This window comes from Rhodoferax sp. OV413, assembly GCF_900104385.1.
GTDB lineage: Bacteria > Pseudomonadota > Gammaproteobacteria > Burkholderiales > Burkholderiaceae_C > Rhodoferax_B.
Window position 1 is genome coordinate 56,833 of sequence record NZ_FNJA01000003.1, and the last position, 17,671, is coordinate 74,503.

At 64.3% G+C, this 17,671-nt stretch carries 17 protein-coding genes; 3 read left to right on the forward strand and 14 right to left on the reverse strand.

Annotated elements, in window-relative coordinates; translation table 11 throughout:
- Window positions 1-13: 13 nt before the first annotated feature.
- The 13 genes from lpxA to rpsB form a co-directional block, all read right to left on the reverse strand.
- Window positions 14-802, reverse strand: a complete 789-nt coding sequence (gene lpxA, locus BLT66_RS11895; protein ID WP_092757938.1) for an acyl-ACP--UDP-N-acetylglucosamine O-acyltransferase — start codon at window positions 800-802, stop codon at window positions 14-16.
- Between the two features lie 9 nt (window positions 803-811).
- Window positions 812-1,252 carry a 3-hydroxyacyl-ACP dehydratase FabZ gene (gene fabZ / locus BLT66_RS11900; protein ID WP_092757939.1) on the reverse strand — a complete coding sequence of 147 codons (441 nt, stop codon included), beginning with the start codon at window positions 1,250-1,252 and terminating at the stop codon, window positions 812-814.
- Window positions 1,249-2,247, reverse strand: a complete 999-nt coding sequence (gene lpxD / locus BLT66_RS11905) for a UDP-3-O-(3-hydroxymyristoyl)glucosamine N-acyltransferase (RefSeq protein WP_092757940.1) — start codon at window positions 2,245-2,247, stop codon at window positions 1,249-1,251. The genes fabZ and lpxD overlap by 4 nt, the downstream gene beginning before the upstream one ends.
- Before the next feature lie 22 nt (window positions 2,248-2,269).
- Window positions 2,270-2,788 (reverse strand): OmpH/Skp family outer membrane protein, encoded by a 519-nt coding sequence (locus BLT66_RS11910; protein ID WP_092757941.1) that lies wholly within the window; start codon window positions 2,786-2,788, stop codon window positions 2,270-2,272.
- The gene (gene bamA / locus BLT66_RS11915) at window positions 2,788-5,085 is read right to left on the reverse strand and encodes an outer membrane protein assembly factor BamA (RefSeq protein WP_092757942.1); all 2,298 of its coding nucleotides are present in this window, start codon (window positions 5,083-5,085) and stop codon (window positions 2,788-2,790) included. Before bamA ends, BLT66_RS11910 begins: the two co-directional genes overlap by 1 nt.
- Before the next feature lie 46 nt (window positions 5,086-5,131).
- Window positions 5,132-6,493 carry an RIP metalloprotease RseP gene (gene rseP, locus BLT66_RS11920; protein ID WP_092757943.1) on the reverse strand — a complete coding sequence of 454 codons (1,362 nt, stop codon included), beginning with the start codon at window positions 6,491-6,493 and terminating at the stop codon, window positions 5,132-5,134.
- A gap of 28 nt (window positions 6,494-6,521) precedes the next feature.
- The gene (gene ispC, locus BLT66_RS11925) at window positions 6,522-7,700 is read right to left on the reverse strand and encodes a 1-deoxy-D-xylulose-5-phosphate reductoisomerase (protein WP_092757944.1); all 1,179 of its coding nucleotides are present in this window, start codon (window positions 7,698-7,700) and stop codon (window positions 6,522-6,524) included.
- 7 nt (window positions 7,701-7,707) lie between these two features.
- Window positions 7,708-8,559, reverse strand: a complete 852-nt coding sequence (locus BLT66_RS11930; RefSeq protein WP_092757945.1) for a phosphatidate cytidylyltransferase — start codon at window positions 8,557-8,559, stop codon at window positions 7,708-7,710.
- Window positions 8,560-8,569: 10 nt separating this feature from the next.
- Window positions 8,570-9,295 (reverse strand): polyprenyl diphosphate synthase, encoded by a 726-nt coding sequence (gene uppS, locus BLT66_RS11935; RefSeq protein WP_092757946.1) that lies wholly within the window; start codon window positions 9,293-9,295, stop codon window positions 8,570-8,572.
- Window positions 9,296-9,317: 22 nt separating this feature from the next.
- Window positions 9,318-9,878, reverse strand: a complete 561-nt coding sequence (frr, locus tag BLT66_RS11940) for a ribosome recycling factor (protein WP_092757947.1) — start codon at window positions 9,876-9,878, stop codon at window positions 9,318-9,320.
- 22 nt (window positions 9,879-9,900) lie between these two features.
- A complete protein-coding gene (pyrH, locus tag BLT66_RS11945) occupies window positions 9,901-10,623 on the reverse strand; it encodes a UMP kinase (RefSeq protein ID WP_092757948.1) in 723 nt (240 codons plus the stop codon).
- 84 nt (window positions 10,624-10,707) lie between these two features.
- Entirely contained in the window at window positions 10,708-11,628 is a 921-nt protein-coding gene (tsf, locus tag BLT66_RS11950) for a translation elongation factor Ts (protein ID WP_092757949.1), read from the reverse strand.
- A gap of 93 nt (window positions 11,629-11,721) precedes the next feature.
- A complete protein-coding gene (gene rpsB / locus BLT66_RS11955; protein WP_092757950.1) occupies window positions 11,722-12,477 on the reverse strand; it encodes a 30S ribosomal protein S2 in 756 nt (251 codons plus the stop codon).
- Window positions 12,478-12,673: 196 nt separating this feature from the next.
- On the opposite strand from rpsB, the gene BLT66_RS11960 reads away from it, so the two are divergent.
- The 3 genes from BLT66_RS11960 to BLT66_RS11970 all read left to right on the forward strand — a co-directional run bounded on the left by BLT66_RS11960 (window position 12,674) and on the right by BLT66_RS11970 (window position 16,909).
- Complete coding sequence (locus BLT66_RS11960) at window positions 12,674-14,044, forward strand: amidase (RefSeq protein ID WP_092757951.1); 1,371 nt, start codon at window positions 12,674-12,676, stop codon at window positions 14,042-14,044.
- Window positions 14,045-14,139: 95 nt separating this feature from the next.
- The gene (locus BLT66_RS11965; RefSeq protein ID WP_092757952.1) at window positions 14,140-15,393 is read left to right on the forward strand and encodes a D-amino acid dehydrogenase; all 1,254 of its coding nucleotides are present in this window, start codon (window positions 14,140-14,142) and stop codon (window positions 15,391-15,393) included.
- 37 nt (window positions 15,394-15,430) lie between these two features.
- Window positions 15,431-16,909 (forward strand): NAD(P)H-hydrate dehydratase, encoded by a 1,479-nt coding sequence (locus BLT66_RS11970; protein ID WP_092757953.1) that lies wholly within the window; start codon window positions 15,431-15,433, stop codon window positions 16,907-16,909.
- Here the strand turns inward: BLT66_RS11970 and BLT66_RS11975 are convergent.
- Window positions 16,906-17,661, reverse strand: a complete 756-nt coding sequence (locus BLT66_RS11975; protein WP_092757954.1) for an SDR family oxidoreductase — start codon at window positions 17,659-17,661, stop codon at window positions 16,906-16,908. The two genes, BLT66_RS11970 and BLT66_RS11975, sit on opposite strands and share 4 nt — an antisense overlap.
- Between the last annotated feature and the right edge of the window lie 10 nt (window positions 17,662-17,671).

Genomic DNA, 17,671 nt, shown 5'->3' on the forward strand with positions numbered 1-17,671 from the left:
CGGGGCGCGGGCATTAGCGGGCGATGCCGCTGACGGAAGAGCCGAGGAAGTCGTCCATCAGCGCGATGTCCGCCGCGGCTTCGGGCATCTGGGCCGCCAGGGCCTGGATCGCGGTACGCGCTTCGTCCAGGGTCTTGCCCTGGCGGTAGATCAGCTTGTGCATCTCGCGGATGGCCTTCAGGCTCGCATCCGAAAAGTCGCGCCGCTTCAAGCCCACCAGATTGACGGCGCGTACCTCCAGCGGATGGCCATCGACCACCATGAAAGGCGGTACATCCTTGTTCACATGGCTGGCAAAGCCGACCATGGTGTGGGCGCCGATGCGCATGCGCTGCAACACGCCAGTCAGGCCGCCGATGGTCGCCCAGTCGCCCACCTGCACATGGCCGGCCAGCGTGGTGTTGTTGGCCATGGTGATCTGGTTGCCCAGCTGGCAGTCGTGCGCGATGTGCACGTAGGCCATGATCCAGTTGTCGTCGCCGATACGGGTGGCACCGGCGTCCTGCACCGTGCCGAGGTTGAAGGTGCAGAACTCGCGGACGATGTTGCGGTCGCCTATCACCAGCTCGGTGGGCTCGCCCGCGTACTTCTTGTCCTGCGGCACCGCGCCCAGGGAGTTGAACTGGAAGATCCGGTTGTCGCGGCCAATCGTGGTGTGGCCTTCGATGACGCAGTGCGGGCCGACCGTGGTGCCGGCGCCGATCTTCACATGCGGGCCGATCACGGTGTACGGGCCGACGCTGACCGAATCGTCCAGCTGGGCCGACGGGTCCACCAGGGCAGTAGCGTGGATAGCGGTCACACGCAGTCCTTAGGCGATGGTGCGCATCGCGCAGGTCAGCTCGGCTTCGACCGCCAGCTCTTCACCCACGGTGCCCTTGCCCTTGAATTTGAAGATGCCGGACTTCATGCGCACCAGCTCCACGTCCAGCATCAGCTGGTCGCCGGGTTCGACCGGGCGCTTGAAACGGGCGTTGTCGATGGCCGCAAAGTAGTAGACCGTGTCGTCGTCGGGCGATTTGTTCAGTGCGTCAAAAGCCAGCAAGGCGGCGGCCTGGGCCAGGGCTTCCAGCATCAGCACGCCGGGCATGACCGGGCGGCGCGGAAAATGGCCCTGGAAAAACGGCTCATTGATGGTGACGTTCTTGAACGCGCGGATGGACTTGGATTTTTCGATGCTCACCACCCGGTCCACCATCAGAAAGGGGTAACGGTGGGGCAGCTGCTTGAGGATTTGGTGGATGTCCATCATGGTGTTTCTAGGCTCTTCAAATGTTGTTCTAGTGATTTTTCGACCGCCTTCAAGCGGTCACGCAAACTGTGCAGCTGTTTCAGGGAAGCGGCGTTCTTTTCCCACTTCGCATTGTCGTCAATCGGAAACATGCCCGTGTAGTGGCCGGGCTGCGAAATCGAGCGGGTCACCACCGTGGCGGCAGAGATGTTGACACGGTCGGCCAGCGTCAGATGGCCGAGCACGATGGCCCCACCACCCACGGTGCAATGCGCACCGATATGCGCACTGCCGGCCACGCCGACACAGCCGGCCATGGCCGTGTGCTCGCCGATCTGCACGTTGTGGCCGATCTGGATCAGATTGTCGAGCTTGACGCCGTTGCCAATCACGGTGTCGTCCAGCGCGCCCCGGTCTATGCAGGTATTGGCGCCGATTTCCACGTCGTCGCCGATGCGCACCGCGCCCAGCTGTTCGATCTTTTCCCAGGCACCGGCGTTCGGCGCAAAGCCAAAGCCGTCCGCGCCGATCACCACGCCCGCATGCAGCAGGCAGCGCGCGCCGATGCTGCAGTCTTCGCCCAGGGTGACGCGGGACTTGAGCACCGTATCGGCGCCGATGCGCGCACCGCGCTCGACCACGCACAGCGGGCCGATGCGGGCGCTGGGGTCGATCTGGGCACTGGGGTCGATTACCGCGCTGGGGTGGATGGCAGGGCCGGCCACGGCAGCACGCTGGCGCTTCCACAGCTGGGTGACTTTGGCAAAGTAAAGATACGGGGCATCGGCCACGATGCAGGCACCACGCGCCAGGGCCAGATCGCGCTGGGCTGGCCCGACGATCACGCAGCCCGCTCGGGAGCTGGCCAGCTGCTGCTGGTACTTGGGATTGCTGAGGAAAGCCAGCTGCGACGGGCCGGCCGATTCCAACGGCGCAATGCCGTCGATGACCAGTGCCGCGTCGCCCTGCAGCTCGCCCCCGAGGGCTTCCACGATTGCGCCTAGACGCAGCGCCATGTTGGAGCCCCCTCTTGGCGAATTACTTGGTGCCGACGCCGTTCAAAGCCTTGATGACCTTGTCCGTAATGTCGTACTTGGGGTTGATGTACACGGCCTCTTGCAGCACGGCATCGTATTTCTCCGTCTCGGCAACCTGCTTGATGACCTTGTTGGCCTTTTCCAGCACTTGTTGCAGCTCTTCGTTCTTGCGCGAGTTCAGGTCTTCCTGGAACTCGCGGCGCTTACGCTGGAATTCGCGGTCTTGGTCGACCAGCTGTTTCTGGCGCGACGCGCGTTGGCTTTCGGCCAAGGTCGAGGCTTCGCGTTCGAACTTGTCGGAGGCTGCTTTCAAGACGGTGCCAGCATCGCTGAGCTCCTTCTCGCGCTTGGCAAATTCTTGCTCCAGCTTGGCCTGGGCTGTCTTGGCCGCCGCCGACTCGCGGAAGATGCGGTCCGTGTTGACAAATCCAACGCGGAACTCGTCTGCCTGCGCATGTGCCGACAGAAGCATGGCTCCCAGCACAATGCCGGAGCCCCAGTTGCGTAGAAAATTCTTCATTAGAAAGACGTACCTATTTGGAATTGCAAGGGTTGGATTCTATCGCCAGCGAATTTACGCACGGGTTTGGCATAAGCCAAACGCAGCGGGCCCACGGGAGATATCCAGCTCAGACCCACGCCGACCGAAGCCCGCGTTTCGTTGAGGCGTACTTTTTCGTTGTCGCCGTAGACATTACCCACGTCGGTGAAGGCGAACAGGCGCAAGGTGCGATCGTTGCCGGCGCCGGGGAATGGCGACTGGAGTTCGGCATTCAGGGTGAACTTCTTGGGGCCGCCAATCACCGAGCCAGTGACATCGCGTGGACCTAAAGTGCCCTGTTCGAAGCCGCGGACCGAGCCCAGACCACCGCCGTAGAAGTTCTTGAACACCGGGAAGGGATTGCTCCCCAAGCCCTTGCCCCAGCCCGCTTCGCCGTTAAAGGCCAGGGTGAACTGCTTGGTCAGCGGCACGTACTGCTGGTACTGGTAGTTGGTGCGGGTGTAGCGCGCGTCGCCGAACACGCCGAGTTCGCTGTTCAGGCGCTGGTAGACACCGCTGCTGGGCGCCAAGGTGCTGTCGCGGTCATCGCGCGACCAGCCAATCGACAAGGGCGCGGCGGTGCTGGTGTAGCCGAATTCGGCCGCATAGGCCAGATAGGCCGCCGGGATGTTGGTACCCGGTTTGATGGTGGTGCGCTCCAGGGCGGCGCCGAAGTACACGGTATCCAGCTCGCTGAACGGCACGCCGAACTTCAGTCCCGCACCCTGGGTGACCAGCTGGTAATTACCGCCTTGGTCGTTGTACGGCTTGGTGGCACGGTGGTAGACGTCGATGGAGCGCGAAATCCCGCCGGTGGTGAAGTACGGATCTATCGTGCTGACCACGATCGCCTGGTTGTACTTGCTGGTGTTGACTTCCAGGCCCAGGTAGTTGCCCGAGCCGAAGGCGTTCTCCTGCTTGATGCTGAACGACAGCGAGACCTTTTCTGCGCTGGAGAAACCCGCGCCCAGCTGGATGCTGCCGGAAGACTTTTCTTCCACATTGACCTGCACATCCACCTGGTCGGGCGAACCGGCCACGTCTTGCGTCTCGACGCCCACTTCTTTGAAAAAGCCCAGGCGGTCCACCCGGTCGCGCGACAGCTTGATCTTGTCGCCGTCGTACCAGGACGATTCGAACTGGCGGAACTCGCGGCGTATCACTTCGTCACGGGTGCGGCTGTTGCCGGCCACATTCACCTTGCGCACATAGGCCCGGCGCGAAGGCTCGGCCTGCATCACCAGCACGACGCGGTTGGTCGTGCGGTCGATCTCGGGGCGCGCCTCGACCTGGGCAAATGCAAAGCCGAAGCTGCCGAAATTGTCTTTGAACGCCTTGGTGGTCTTGGCCACCAGGTCGGCGTTGTAGGCCTCACCCGGCTTGATGCTGACCAGCGACTTGAACTCATCTTCCTTGCCCAGGAAGTTGCCTTCCAGACGCACCGCGGACACCACGAAACGCTCGCCTTCGGTGACGTTCAAGGCAATGGAAATGCTTTGCTTGTCCGGAGAAATCGCCACCTGGGTGGAGTCGACCTTGAACTCCAGATAGCCGCGCGACAGGTAGTACGAGCGCAGCGTCTCGATGTCGGCATTCAGCTTGGCGCGGGTGTAGCGGTCCGACTTGGTGTACCAGCTAAGCCAGCCGCCGGTATCCAGTTCGAACAGGTTGCGCAGCGTGGATTCGCTGAAAGCCTTGGCACCCACGATGTGAATGTCCTTGATCTTGGCCGGCTCGCCTTCGGTAATGGTGAAGGTCAGGTTCACGCGATTCCGCTCCACCGGGGTCACGGTGGTCACCACATCGGCGGCGTACAGGCTCTTGTTGATGTACTGGCGCTTGAGTTCCTGCTCGGCGCGGTCGGCCAGTGCCTTGTCGAAAGGCCGGCCATCGGCCAGGCCCACATCGCGCATCGACTTCTTCAGCACGTCCTTGTCGAACTCCTTGGAGCCCACGAATTCCACCTCGGCAATCGTCGGTCGCTCTTCGACCACCACCACCAGCACGTCGCCACTGACCTCCAGGCGCACGTCCTTGAACAGGCCCAGGGCAAACAGCGTGCGGATGGCCGCCGAGCCCTGGTCGTCGTTATAGGTATCACCCACACGGAACGGCAAGGAGGCAAAAACGGTACCCGGCTCGACCCGTTGCAGGCCTTCGATACGGATGTCTCTGACTGCGAAGGGGGTGACGGCCCAGGCTGTGTTGGCCGCAAAAACCAGCGCTACGGCCGCAGACAAGGTGCGTAAGCGAAAGCAAGTAAAGTGATTTTTCATGAATTAGGGTGTTGCTGGGCCGGCAGAGCAGCCCCGCGTTTGAGTGTTAGCCAAAGAGGCGGTTGACATCGTTAAACAGTGCAATGGACATCATGACCAGAAGCACCGCACCACCTCCGCGTTGCAGGCGCTCCATCCAGGCGTCGGATACGGATTTGCCTGTGACGGCCTCCCAAAGATAATACAACAGGTGCCCACCATCGAGCATGGGCACAGGCAGCAGGTTCAACACACCCAGACTAACGCTGATCAGCGCCAGAAACACCAGGTACTGTGTAAAGCCCAGGCTCGCCGACTTGCCCGCGTACTCGGCCACCGACAAAGGGCCGCTCAAATTCTTGATAGAGGCTTCGCCGATCAGCATACGGCCCATCATGCGCAGGGTCAGACCCGACACCTCCCAGGTGCGCTCGACACCGCGCCAGATGCCGTCCCACGCGCCGTAGCGGATGGTCAGCATGTTCGGCGGCGCACCCACATAGGCGCCAATGCGGCCTACCGATTGCAGACCTTCGGGCTTGGCATCTGGCGTCACGCTCAGGTCCAACATGCGGCCGTCGCGCTCGATGCGCCAGACCTGGGCCACAGGCTGGCCGTCGATCAGCGAGCCACGGATGGTTTCGCGCAGCTGCTGGCCATCGACGATGCGCACCGCACCCACCTGCTGCACCAGGTCACCGCGCTGCAGGCCCGATCGGGCGCCCGCGCCATCGGCTACCAGATCGCCAATCACCGGGCGGGTCCAGGGGCCAAGCACGCCGATGGTGCGGAACAGCTGGGCATCAGCCTCTGCCGCCTGCAGCGTGGCCAGCGGCATCAGCACTTCGCGGCGCGCGCCCTGCTCGGAGGTGGCCAGCTCCAGCCGCACATCGCGGCCGTCCAGCGCACCGCGGGTCAGCAGCCAACGCAGGTCGTCGAACGACATCACCTCGTCCAGCGCCTCGCCGTCCCAGCCCGCGCGGGTGACAGTTTCGCCGCCCTGCACGCCGGCTTTTTCAGCGATGGAACCAATGCTGGGGCTGGCCAGAATCGCCTTGGGCTCTTCTACCCCGCTCCAGTTGACGATGGCGTACAGCAGCACAGCCAGCAGCAGATTGGCCAGCGGGCCGGCCGCCACGATCGCGGTGCGCTTGGGTAAAGTTTGGGTATTGAAGGCCAGATGCCGCTCTTCCGCTGCCACCGGCGCTTCGCGCTCGTCCAGCATCTTGACGTAGCCGCCGAGCGGAAATGCACCCAGCACGAACTCGGTGGGCGAGCCCTTGGGCTGCCAGCGCAGCAAAGGGCGGCCAAAACCGACCGAGAAGCGCAACACCTTGACGCCGCAAGCCACCGCCACCCGGTAGTGGCCGTATTCATGGATGGCGATCAGCAATCCCAGCGCTACGACAAAAGCCACAATGGTCAGCATGGCAATCCTTTATTCAGCGTGCAGGCGGTTAAGCGTGCAGACCCGCCATGGCCTGCAGCGCTGCGGCGCGCGACTGCGCGTCCAACGCCAGCAAATCCTCCAGCGTCTGCGGCTTGGAGGGGCTGACCGCCTCTAAAGTTGCAAGATTGATCTGGTGGATCTGGTCAAAGCGGATGCGACGGTCCAGAAACGCCGCCACCGCCACCTCGTTGGCCGCATTCAGCACCGCGCAGGTGCCGGACGGCGCGCGCAGGCTCTCCCAGGCCAGCTGCAGACAGGGGAAGCGCTGCATATCCGGCACTTCGAAGGTCATGGCCGCCATCTGCGAGAAATCCAGCCGCGCCGTGCCGCTCTCAATCCGCTCGGGCCAGGACAGGCCGTAGGCAATCGGCACCCGCATGTCCGGCGTGCCCAGTTGGGCCATCACCGAGGCATCGTGGAACTGCACCATCGAATGGATGATTTGCTGCGGATGGATCACCACCTCGATCTGCTCGGGCGTGACGCCAAACAGGTACTTGGCCTCAATCACCTCCAAGGCCTTGTTCATCATGGTGGCCGAATCCACCGATATCTTGCGGCCCATGGCGAAGTTGGGGTGGGCGCAGGCCTGCTCGGGGGTCACGTCGCGCAGGGTGGCCGGGTCGCGGGTGCGGAACGGGCCGCCCGACGAGGTCAGCATGATCTTCTCGATGCGCCGCGGCCAGACCGCCGGGTCTTCGGGCAGCGACTGGAACACCGCCGAATGCTCGCTGTCGATAGGCAGCAGCAGCGCCCCGCCCTGTTTCACGGCCGCCAGGAACACCTCGCCACCAACCACCAGCGCTTCTTTGTTGGCCAGCAGCAAACGCTTGCCGGCGCGCGCCGCGGCCAGGCACGGGGCCAGGCCGGCAGCGCCGACGATCGCCGCCATCACCGCATCTACATCCGCATGCGACGCTACCATTTTAATAGCTTCTTCCGCAGACAGTACCTGCGTCGGAAGGCTGTTTTGCTTGATTTTCTCAGCCAGCAACGCGGCATGCGGCACACTTGCCATCACGGCGAATTTGGGCTTGAACTGCGCGCACTGCTGCAGCATCAGGTCCACTTGGGTGGCCGCCGTCAACGCGAAAATTTCGAACCGGCCCGGGTGGCGTGCCACCACGTCCAGGGTACTGGTGCCCACCGAACCGGTGGAACCCAAAATCGTCAAAACCTGTTTCATACCGTCTTCAGCCTACGATGGATGCCAGCATCATGGCCAGCGGCAGCGTGGGCAAGAGCGCGTCAACCCGGTCCAGCACGCCGCCGTGGCCGGGCAGCAGGCCGCTGCTGTCCTTGACGCCGGCGCTGCGCTTGATCAGTGACTCGACCAGATCGCCGACCACGCTCATCGCCGCCATGAACAAGGCGGCCAGCAGCAACAGCAGGCCGCTCTGGTGCGCGAGGCGGGTGTACAGGCTGGGCACTTGCGCCTGCCAGGCACCGTCGGCCCAGACCCAGACCAGGGCCAGCACGACTACACCCAGCATGCCGCCACACACGCCTTCCCAGCTTTTGCCGGGGCTGATGGCGGGGGCCAGCTTGTTCTTGAAAAATTTAGTGCCAAACGCGCGGCCGGCAAAGTAGGCACCAATGTCGGCCACCCAGACCAGCAGCAGCACCGACAGCAAGAAATTGGTGCCGACCACACGGGCCTGGCAGATCGCCAGCCAGGCGGCCCACAGGGCGATAAAGCCGACCAAGCCGCGCAAAGCGCTGGAAATCCGTGCCCAACCGTCCACGCCGCGGCGCAGCAGCCAGGCGCCAACCAGCACCCAGGCGGCGCCAACCACGGTCCACAAGGTCGGCATGTGTGCGGTCAGCAAGCCCATGATCCAGGACAGGGCGCAGGCCACGACCATCAGCATCGCCAGGCCCAGGGCCTTGGGTTGCGACAGGCCGTTCATCTTGCCCCATTCCCAGGCGGCGGAGGCGATGGCCAGCACCGCCAGCAGGCACAGGGGTTCAGGGGCCGGATAGAACAACGCAGGCAGAAGAAAGGCCAACAAGACGATGGCCGTGATGACACGTTGCTTCAGCATGGAAGGCGGCTCAGGTAGCCGAAGCAGCCGAGGTGACCTGCTCCGAGGTTTTGCCAAAGCGGCGTTCGCGGCGGTTGTAGACGGCAATCGCCTCGTCCAGCGCGGCCTCGTCGAATTCGGGCCAGAGTTTTTCGCTGAAAACCAGCTCGGAGTACGCGACCTGCCAGAGCAGGAAGTTGCTGATGCGGAACTCGCCGCCGGTGCGTATCAGCAGGTCAGGATCGGGCGAATGGGCCAAGGCCATGGCCCGGTCCATGCTCTTTTCGGTAATCGCCTCGCCCGCGGCAGCCAGCTTTTGCGCGGCCTGGGCGATGTCCCAGCGGCCGCCGTAGTTAAAGCAGATGTTCAACACCAGCTTGCTGTTTTCGGCGGTTTCTTTCTCGGCTTCCAGCAAGCCGTTGCGGACCTTGTCCGACAGCGCCGACAGATTGCCCACAAAGTGTAGCTGCGCGCCGTTCGCCTTCAGCTTGACGACTTCCTTGGCCAGCACGCTGACCATCAGCGACATCAGGCCGGAGACTTCCTCGGCCGGGCGGTCCCAGTTCTCGGACGAGAACGCGAATACTGTGAGCACGCCGACGCCGCGGTCCAAGCAGGCCTGCACGCAGCGCCGCAACGCATCCACGCCCTGGTGGTGGCCAGCCAGGCGCGGCATGAAGCGCCGGTTCGCCCAGCGGCCGTTGCCATCCATGACGATGGCGATGTGGTGGGGAACAGCGGTGGGGAGAGCGGCCATCGGGGCAGTCAGGACAACAGCCTCAAACGGCCATGATGTCGGCTTCTTTGGCGACTACCAGTTGATCCACTTCCGCGATGTGACGGTCGGTGATCTTCTGGATATCGGCTTCAGCGCGCTTCTGGTCGTCTTCCGAGGCCAGCTTGTCCTTGACCAGCTTTTTCACGGCTTCGTTCGCGTCGCGGCGCACATTGCGCACGACGATCTTGGCGCTCTCACCTTCGGTGCGGGCCAGCTTGGTCAGCTCCTTGCGGCGCTCTTCGCTCATGGCGGGCATGGGCACGCGGATCAGGTCGCCCATGGACGCGGGGTTCAGGCCCAGATGGCTGTCGCGGATGGCTTTTTCCACCTTGGCGGCCATGCTCTTTTCCCAGGGCTGGACGCCGATGGTGCGCGAGTCGATCAGCGACACATTGGCCACCTGGCTGATCGGCACCATGGAGCCGTAGTAGTCGACCTGCACGGTATCCAGCAAAGCCGGATTGGCGCGGCCGGTGCGGATCTTGGCCAGGTTGTTTTTGAAGGCCACGATGGACTGGTCCATCCTGGCTTGTAGATTGGTTTTAACGTCGGCGATGGTCATATTTTTCTCCTCAAGGACCGGATCAGGCGTGGACCAGAGTTCCTTCGTCTTCACCCATGACCACGCGTTTCAGCGCGCCGTGCTTGAAGATCGAGAACACCTTGATCGGCAGCTTCTGGTCGCGGCACAGCGCGAAAGCGGTGGCGTCCATGATGCCCAGATTTTGCGACATGGCCTCGTCGAACGACAGGCTGGCGTAGCGGGTGGCCTTGGGGTCTTTCTTCGGGTCGGCGGTGTAGACACCATCGACCTTGGTGGCCTTGAGCACCACCTGCGCACCGATTTCGGCGCCGCGCAAAGCTGCCGCCGTGTCGGTGGTGAAAAACGGGTTGCCGGTACCTGCCGCGAACACCACAACCTTGCCCTCTTCCAGGTACTGCAAGGCCTTGGGCCGCACATAGGGCTCGACCACCTGGTCGATGGCAATGGCCGACATCACGCGGGCGGTCAGGCCGGCCTTGTTCATCGCGTCGGCCAGCGCCAGTGCATTCATCACCGTGGCCAGCATGCCCATGTAATCGGCGGTGGCGCGGTCCATACCGACCGAGCCGCCAGCGACACCGCGGAAGATGTTGCCGCCACCGATTACCACCGCCACTTCCACCCCCAGACGGGTGACCTCGGCCACCTCTTCCACCATGCGCACGATGGTGTCACGGTTGATGCCGAACTGGTCGTCCCCCATCAACGCCTCCCCCGACAGCTTGAGCAAGATCCGCTTGTAGGCTGGTTGGGATTGGGTCATAGGAGTTCCTCGAATAGATGGATGAAAGTGGGGAATGGTAGGGGCAAAACAGGTCGCTACAGTGTCGGTATTGCGTCTGCGCGGTTAAGCAGCGGTTTTAGCCGCGGCCACTTGGGCAGCCACTTCGGCTGCGAAGTCATCGACCTTCTTCTCAATGCCTTCGCCCACCACAAACATGGTGAACGCCTTCACGGTGGTGCCGGTGGCCTTGAGCATTTGCTCAACGGTTTGCTTGTCGTTCTTGACGAAAGACTGGTTGAACAACGAGACTTCCTTCAGGTACTTTTGCACGCCGCCTTCGATGCGCTTGGTCACGATTTCGTCGGACTGCACAGGCTTGCCGGCGGCCACAGCCACAGCAGCGTCTTCAGCAGCCTTGGCGGCAGCCACCGAGCGCTCTTTGGCGATCAGATCGGCAGGCACGTCGGCACTGGTCAGGGCCACGGGCTTCATGGCGGCGATGTGCATGGCCACGTCCTTGGCAGCCACTTCGTCGCCTTCAAACTCGACCACCACGCCAATGCGCGTGCCGTGCAGGTAGCCGGCCAGCTTGGAGCCGGAGAATTGCTTGAAGCGGCGGAAGGTCATGTTTTCGCCGATCTTTCCGATCAGGCCCTTGCGCACGTCTTCCAGGGTCGGGCCAAAGCCGTCTTGCGAGTAGCTCAGCGCGCCCAGGGCTGCCACGTCGGCAGGGTTGTGCTTGGCGATCAGTTCAACCGCGCCTTGGGCCAGTGCCAGGAAGCTGTCGTTCTTGGTCACGAAGTCGGTTTCGCAGTTGACTTCAAGCAAAGCGCCCACGCCAGCGTCGAAGTAGCTGGTGACCACGCCTTCGGCGGTGATACGCGAAGCGGCCTTGCCAGCCTTGCTGCCGAGCTTGACGCGCAGCAGCTCTTCGGCCTTGCCCATATCGCCTTCGGCTTCGGTCAGGGCCTTCTTGCATTCCATCATGGGGGCATCGGTCTTGCCACGCAGTTCAGCGACCATGCTTGCGGTAATTGCAGCCATATATTTCTCCGTCTTCAATAATCAAAAATGTGTAAAAAAAAGGGGGCTTGCGCCCCTCTTTGATCGCAGCAGTGCGCCGCGCCATGGGAGCGCTTAGGCTGCAGCAGCCTCGTTCACTTCCACGAATTCGTCAGCGCTCTCAGCCGCTACGGCCTTGACCACGTCGTTGCCAGCACTGTTGCGGCCTTCGATGATTGCGTCGGCGATGCCACGAGCGTACAAAGTGACAGCCTTGGAGGAGTCATCGTTGCCGGGGATCACGTAGTCAATGCCTTCGGGCGAGTGGTTGGTGTCGACCACGCCGATCAGCGGGATGCCCAGCTTGCGGGCTTCCAGGATGGCGATCTTGTGGAAGCCCACGTCGATCACGAAAATCGCGTCAGGCAGAGCGGTCATGTCTTGGATGCCGCCGATGTCTTTTTCCAGCTTGACCATTTCGCGAGCGAACATCAGCTGTTCTTTCTTGCTCATCGCGTCCAGACCGGCTTCTTGCTGGATCTTCATGTCTTTCAGACGCTTGATCGAGGTCTTGACGGTCTTGAAATTGGTCAGCATGCCGCCGAGCCAGCGTTGGTCGACGTAAGGCACGCCAGCACGCTGGGCTTCACCGGCGACGATTTCGCGGGCTTGGCGCTTGGTACCGACCATCAGGATGGTGCCACGGTTGGCGGTCAGCTGCTTGGCAAACTTGGCCGCTTCCTGGAACATCGGCAGCGATTTTTCCAGGTTGATGATGTGGATTTTGTTGCGGTGACCGAAGATGAACGGAGCCATCTTGGGGTTCCAGAAACGGGTTTGGTGGCCAAAATGGACACCAGCTTCGAGCATTTCGCGCATGTTGACGGACATGGAGTTTTCCTTAAGGTTGCGTCTAAAATTCAGTCCGATTTGCCGCTGAAGTCGGGTACCTTGAGTACCTCGCTACAGAGCAACACCTTGAATGGACTGGTTTGCGATTTGTTTTCCTGCAACAGTCAATACGAGTCTGACCGATCAGCAAAACCCAAGGAGTGTAGCACGCTCCTTCCCACCCCGCCTGGACACCATGCGCCCTGACCTGATTAGCACCCGCCAAAGCCTGTTGTCCCAGCAGAGCCATCCCGCTACCGAGATCGACCACTGCATCGCCGTGGCCCAGTCAGATGCCTGCCGCGCCGCGTTTGTGCAACCCACGTTCGACGCCGCCCGGGCCGCCGCCGCGCAGCCGGGCGTGGTTGACACCCCGCTGGCCGGCCTCAGCGTGTCGGTGAAAGACCTGTTCGACGTCGAAGGCCAGGTCAGCAAGGCCGGCTCCACGTTGCTGGCCGACCACGCCCCGGCCCGCGCCGATTGCCCGGCTGTGTCCCGGCTGCGGGCCGCGGGCGGCGCGCTGATAGGCCGTACCCATATGGTGGAGTTCGCCTTCTCGGGCGTGGGCGTGAACCCGCACTTCGGCACGCCTGCGGCCTGGGACGGCCGCTACGACCAGGTCGCCGGCGCGCGCATCTACGGGCCGGTGCCGCGGGTGCCGGGCGGCTCGTCCTCGGGCGCCGCGGTGTCGGTGGCTACCGGCGCGGCCTTCATCGGCTTGGGCTCGGACACCGGCGGCTCGATCCGCATCCCGGCGGCGCTGAACGGCATCGTCGGCTTCAAAAGCACGGCCCGGCTGGTGCCCACGGTGGGCGCCATCCCTTTGTCCAGCACGCTGGACACCGTTTGCGCCATGACCCGCAGCGTGCGCGACGCGGTGCTGGCGCATGAAATCCTGGCCCAGCGCAAGGTGCTGCGCAACGACGCGCCACTGTCCCAGTACCGCATCGCCGTCGCCCAAAGCGGCTTTCTGGACAACCTGGACAGCACCGTCGCCAAAGCCTTCGAGCGTGCGCTGCAGCGCCTGCGCGATGCCGGCGCCACCCTGGTCAACCTGCCGCTGGCCGAGGTGCGCGAGCTGACAACCATCCAGGCCACCGGCGGCTTTTCGGCCGTCGAGGCCTATGCCTGGCACCGGCCGATGCTGGCGCGTGGACCCAGCATCCGCTCGACCTACGACCCCCGCGTGCTGGCGCGCATCGAGCGCGGCGCGCAGATGCGGGCTTTTGAATACATGGAGCTGGTCGAAGCCCGCCGCGCCTGGATAGCCAAGATGGAGCTGGCGCTGCTGGGCTTTGACGCCGTAGTCTCGCCCACCGTGCCTATCGTCGCCCCGCCCATTGCCAACGTGGCACCCGGCGTAGCCCGCGACGACGCGTTCTTCCACGCCAACGGCCTGCTGCTGCGCAACCCCAGCGTGGTCAATATGCTGGACGGCTGCGCAATCTCGCTGCCGTGCCATACAGCCGACGAACTGCCCGTCGGCCTGATGCTGTGGCACGCCGCCCTGCACGACGACAGCCTGCTGAACATCGCACTGCAAGCCGAGAAAGCACTACAGTTCTGATAGCTACCTGCGCAGATCCAATCTGCGATAGCGGTATTTTTCTTATATAAAAACAGGGTTTCCATGTCGATTGTGAAGATGCGGGTGTTTGCCGCATGAAAGTTGCCGTCATTGGCGCCGGCGTGGTCGGCGTAAGCACCGCATATGAATTGGCCGCCGATGGCCACGAGGTCACCGTTTTCGAGCGCCGCAGCGCTGCTGCCGAGGAAGCCAGCTTTGCCGGCACCGGCATCCTCGCCCCCGGCCTGCAAGCCCCTTTGGCCGGCCCCGGCCAGCCCGGCAAGGCCTTTCGGGGCCTGTTCAGCGGCAAGGGTCCGCTCAAGCTCGGCGGCAGCCTGGGCGGCAGCGAACTCGCCTGGCTATGGAAGTGGCGCCGCGCCTGCAAGCCCGACAGCTACCAGACCAACCGTGCACGCCTGCAGCGCCTGGCCTTGTACAGCCGTGAACGCCTGCACAGCCTGACCCAGCAGCTGCACCTGGAATACGACCGCAGCGATGGCTGCCTGCTGCTGCTGCGCACCGAGCGCGATGCCAAGCGGGCCGAAACCCAGCTGCCGGCGCTGACCGAGGCCGGCATTCTGTTCCGACACATCGCCGGCGACGATGCCCGCAAGATCGAGCCCGCGCTCTGCCCCGAGACCGCGCTGCACAGCGCCATCCAGCTACCCGACGACGAAGTCGGCAACTGCCGCCAGTTCACCATGCTGCTCAAGACCGCGGCCCAGCAGCTGGGCGTGAAATTTGAATTCAATCGCGCGGTAGCGCAGATAACACCTGCGCCAGCAGCTACGCTATTGATAGCAAATGAAGACACGCCGCGGCGCTTCGACGCGGTCGTGGTCTGCGCCGGCCTGGCCTCGGCGGCGCTGCTCAAGCCGCTGGGCGTGCAGATCCCGCTGGCGGCGGTCTACGGCTACTCGCTGTCGGCGAATATCCGCGAACCCCTGAACGCCCCGGTCAGTGCGGTGGTGGACGGGCACCACCAAGTCGCCATCACCCGCATGGGCCAGCGCGTGCGGGTGGCGGGCGGCGCCGAGATCGGCGGCCGCGTCGATGCCAAGAACCCGGCCGCCATCGCCACCCTGTACAAAGTTCTGTACGACTGGTTCCCCGGCGCAGCCCAGCTGGCCAGCAATGTGCAGATCTGGAAGGGCGCGCGCCCCATGCTGCCCGACGGCCCGCCCCTGGTCGGCCCCAGCGGCCTGCCCGGCGTCTGGCTGAACCTGGGCCATGGCGACCACGGCTGGGCCCAGGCCTGCGGCAGCGCCCGCATCAGCGCCGACCTGCTGGCCGGCCGCACGCCGGAACTGGATCTGGAAGGCCTGGGGCTGGAACGCCTGCGCCGATAAACCCAGGAAACCTAGGATAAGCGCCACAATCTGCCCCATGCAACGCATCACGGCAGACCACAGCCACCCCCTTTTCACAACCGCCGCCACGCGCCAGATCGAACAGGCGGCGATGGCCGGCCTGCCGCCGAATGCCTTGATGCAGCGCGCCGGCCTGGCCGTGGCCCGGCTGGCCCTGGCGCTGGCACCGCATGCGCACCGCGTGTGGGTGGCCTGCGGCCCCGGCAACAACGGTGGCGACGGGCTGGAGGCCGCAGCCCAGCTGCAGCAGCGCGGCAAGCAGGTGGTGGCGACCTGGCTCGGCCAGGAAGCCAGCGCCCCGGCAGACAGCCTGGCCGCCCTGGCCCGCGCCCGCGCCGCCGGCGTACTGTTTGCCGACACACCGCCCACCGACCTGGCGGCGCACGACCTGTGCATAGACGCCCTGCTCGGCCTGGGCCAGAGCCGCGCCCCCAGCGGCAGCATGGCCGCCTGGATCAGCGCCATGAACGCCAGCCCCGCGCCTACGCTGGCGGTTGACCTGCCCACCGGCCTGCAGGCCGATACCGGCAGTTTTGCTATACATTCAATAGCTACCAGCGCAGGTAAAGAAAGCGCTGGCGGCATTATCCATGCGCAAAATACGCTATCACTTCTGACACTCAAGCCCGGCCTGTTCACCGGCCACGGCCGGGACGCGGCAGGCCAGGTCTGGCTGGACGACCTGGGTGTCGCCAGCCCGACCCCACCCAGCGCCCAACTGGTCGGGCCGCCGCCGCCAGCCGCGCGCGCACACGCCAGCCACAAGGGCAGCTATGGCGACGTGGCCGTCATTGGTGGTGCGCCGGGCATGGCGGGTGCAGCACTGCTGGCGGCCTCGGCGGCCTTGCACAGCGGGGCCGGCCGGGTTTTCGTCGGCCTGCTGGACGGCGGCAGCCTGGGCCTGCACCCGCAGCAGCCCGAGCTGATGTTCCGGGCGCCGGGCGCGCTGAAGCTGCATGCGCTGGCCGTAGTCTGCGGTTGTGGCGGCGGCGAGGCGGTGCGCCCCCTGTTGCCGCGGGTGCTCGGCGAGGCAGCCCGCCTGGTGCTGGATGCCGACGCGCTGAATGCCATCGCCACCGATACCGCCCTGCAAGCCCTGCTGCGCTACCGCGCCGCCCAGGGCCTGCCGACGGTGCTGACGCCACATCCGCTGGAAGCCGCGCGCCTGCTGGGCTGCAGCACGCAGCAGATCCAGGCCGACCGGCTGGACGCCGCCCAGCAGCTGGCCGACCGCTTCGTCTGCGTAGTGGTACTCAAAGGGTCGGGCACGGTGATCGCCGCGCCGCACCAGACGCTGGCCATCAACCTGACGGGCAACGCCCAGTTGGCCACCGCGGGCACCGGCGATGTGCTGGCCGGCATGGTCGGTGCCGGCCTGGCTGCAGGGCAGTACGCGATGCGCGCCGCCTGCGAAGCCGTCTACCGGCATGGCCTGGCGGCCGACCGCTGGCCCGCAGGCCAGCCGCTCACCGCCAGCGCGCTGGCAAAAAGCTAGCCGCGCCCCACGAAGGGCATCTTGGTGGCCATCACCGTGTGGAACAGCACATTCGCCTCCAGCGGCAGGCTGTCCATGTAGAGCACGGATTTGCCGACGATGGCCACATCCATCACCGGCTCCACCACCATCTCGCCATGGGCCTGCAGGATGCCGGTGGTCATGCGCTTGGTCATATTGGTGGCGGCGTTGCCGATGTCTATCTGGCCCACGGCAATGTCGTACTTGCGGCCATCGAGCGCCGCCGCCTTGGTAATGCCGCGCACGCCATGCTTGGTGGCGGTGTAGGCAATCGAATTGGGCCGCGGCGTGGTACTGGAGATCGAGCCGTTGTTGATGATGCGGCCACCTTGCGGGCTTTGCGCCTTCATCACCCGGAACGCCTGCTGGATGCACAGGAACATGCCGGTGAAGTTGACGTCCACCACGCTGTGCCACTGCTCCAGCGCCATGTCTTCGAGCAGCACGCCGGGTGCGCTGGTGCCGGCGTTATTGAACAGCAGATCGACGCGGCCAAACGCGGCCAGAGTCGTGTCAAACAAGGCCTTGACGGCGGCCGGGTCGGTCACGTCGGTGGGCACGGCCAGCGCCCGCTCGGCCGCGCCGGATTCGGCCAGCACGGCTTGCAGCGGCTCAGCCCGACGGCCAGCCAGGGCCACCCGGTAGCCATCGGCCAGCAAGGCCAGGGCCACGGCCCGGCCAATGCCAGTGCCTGCGCCGGTCACGATGGCGGTCTTGGAATGCTTTTCCATGCTCGGTCTT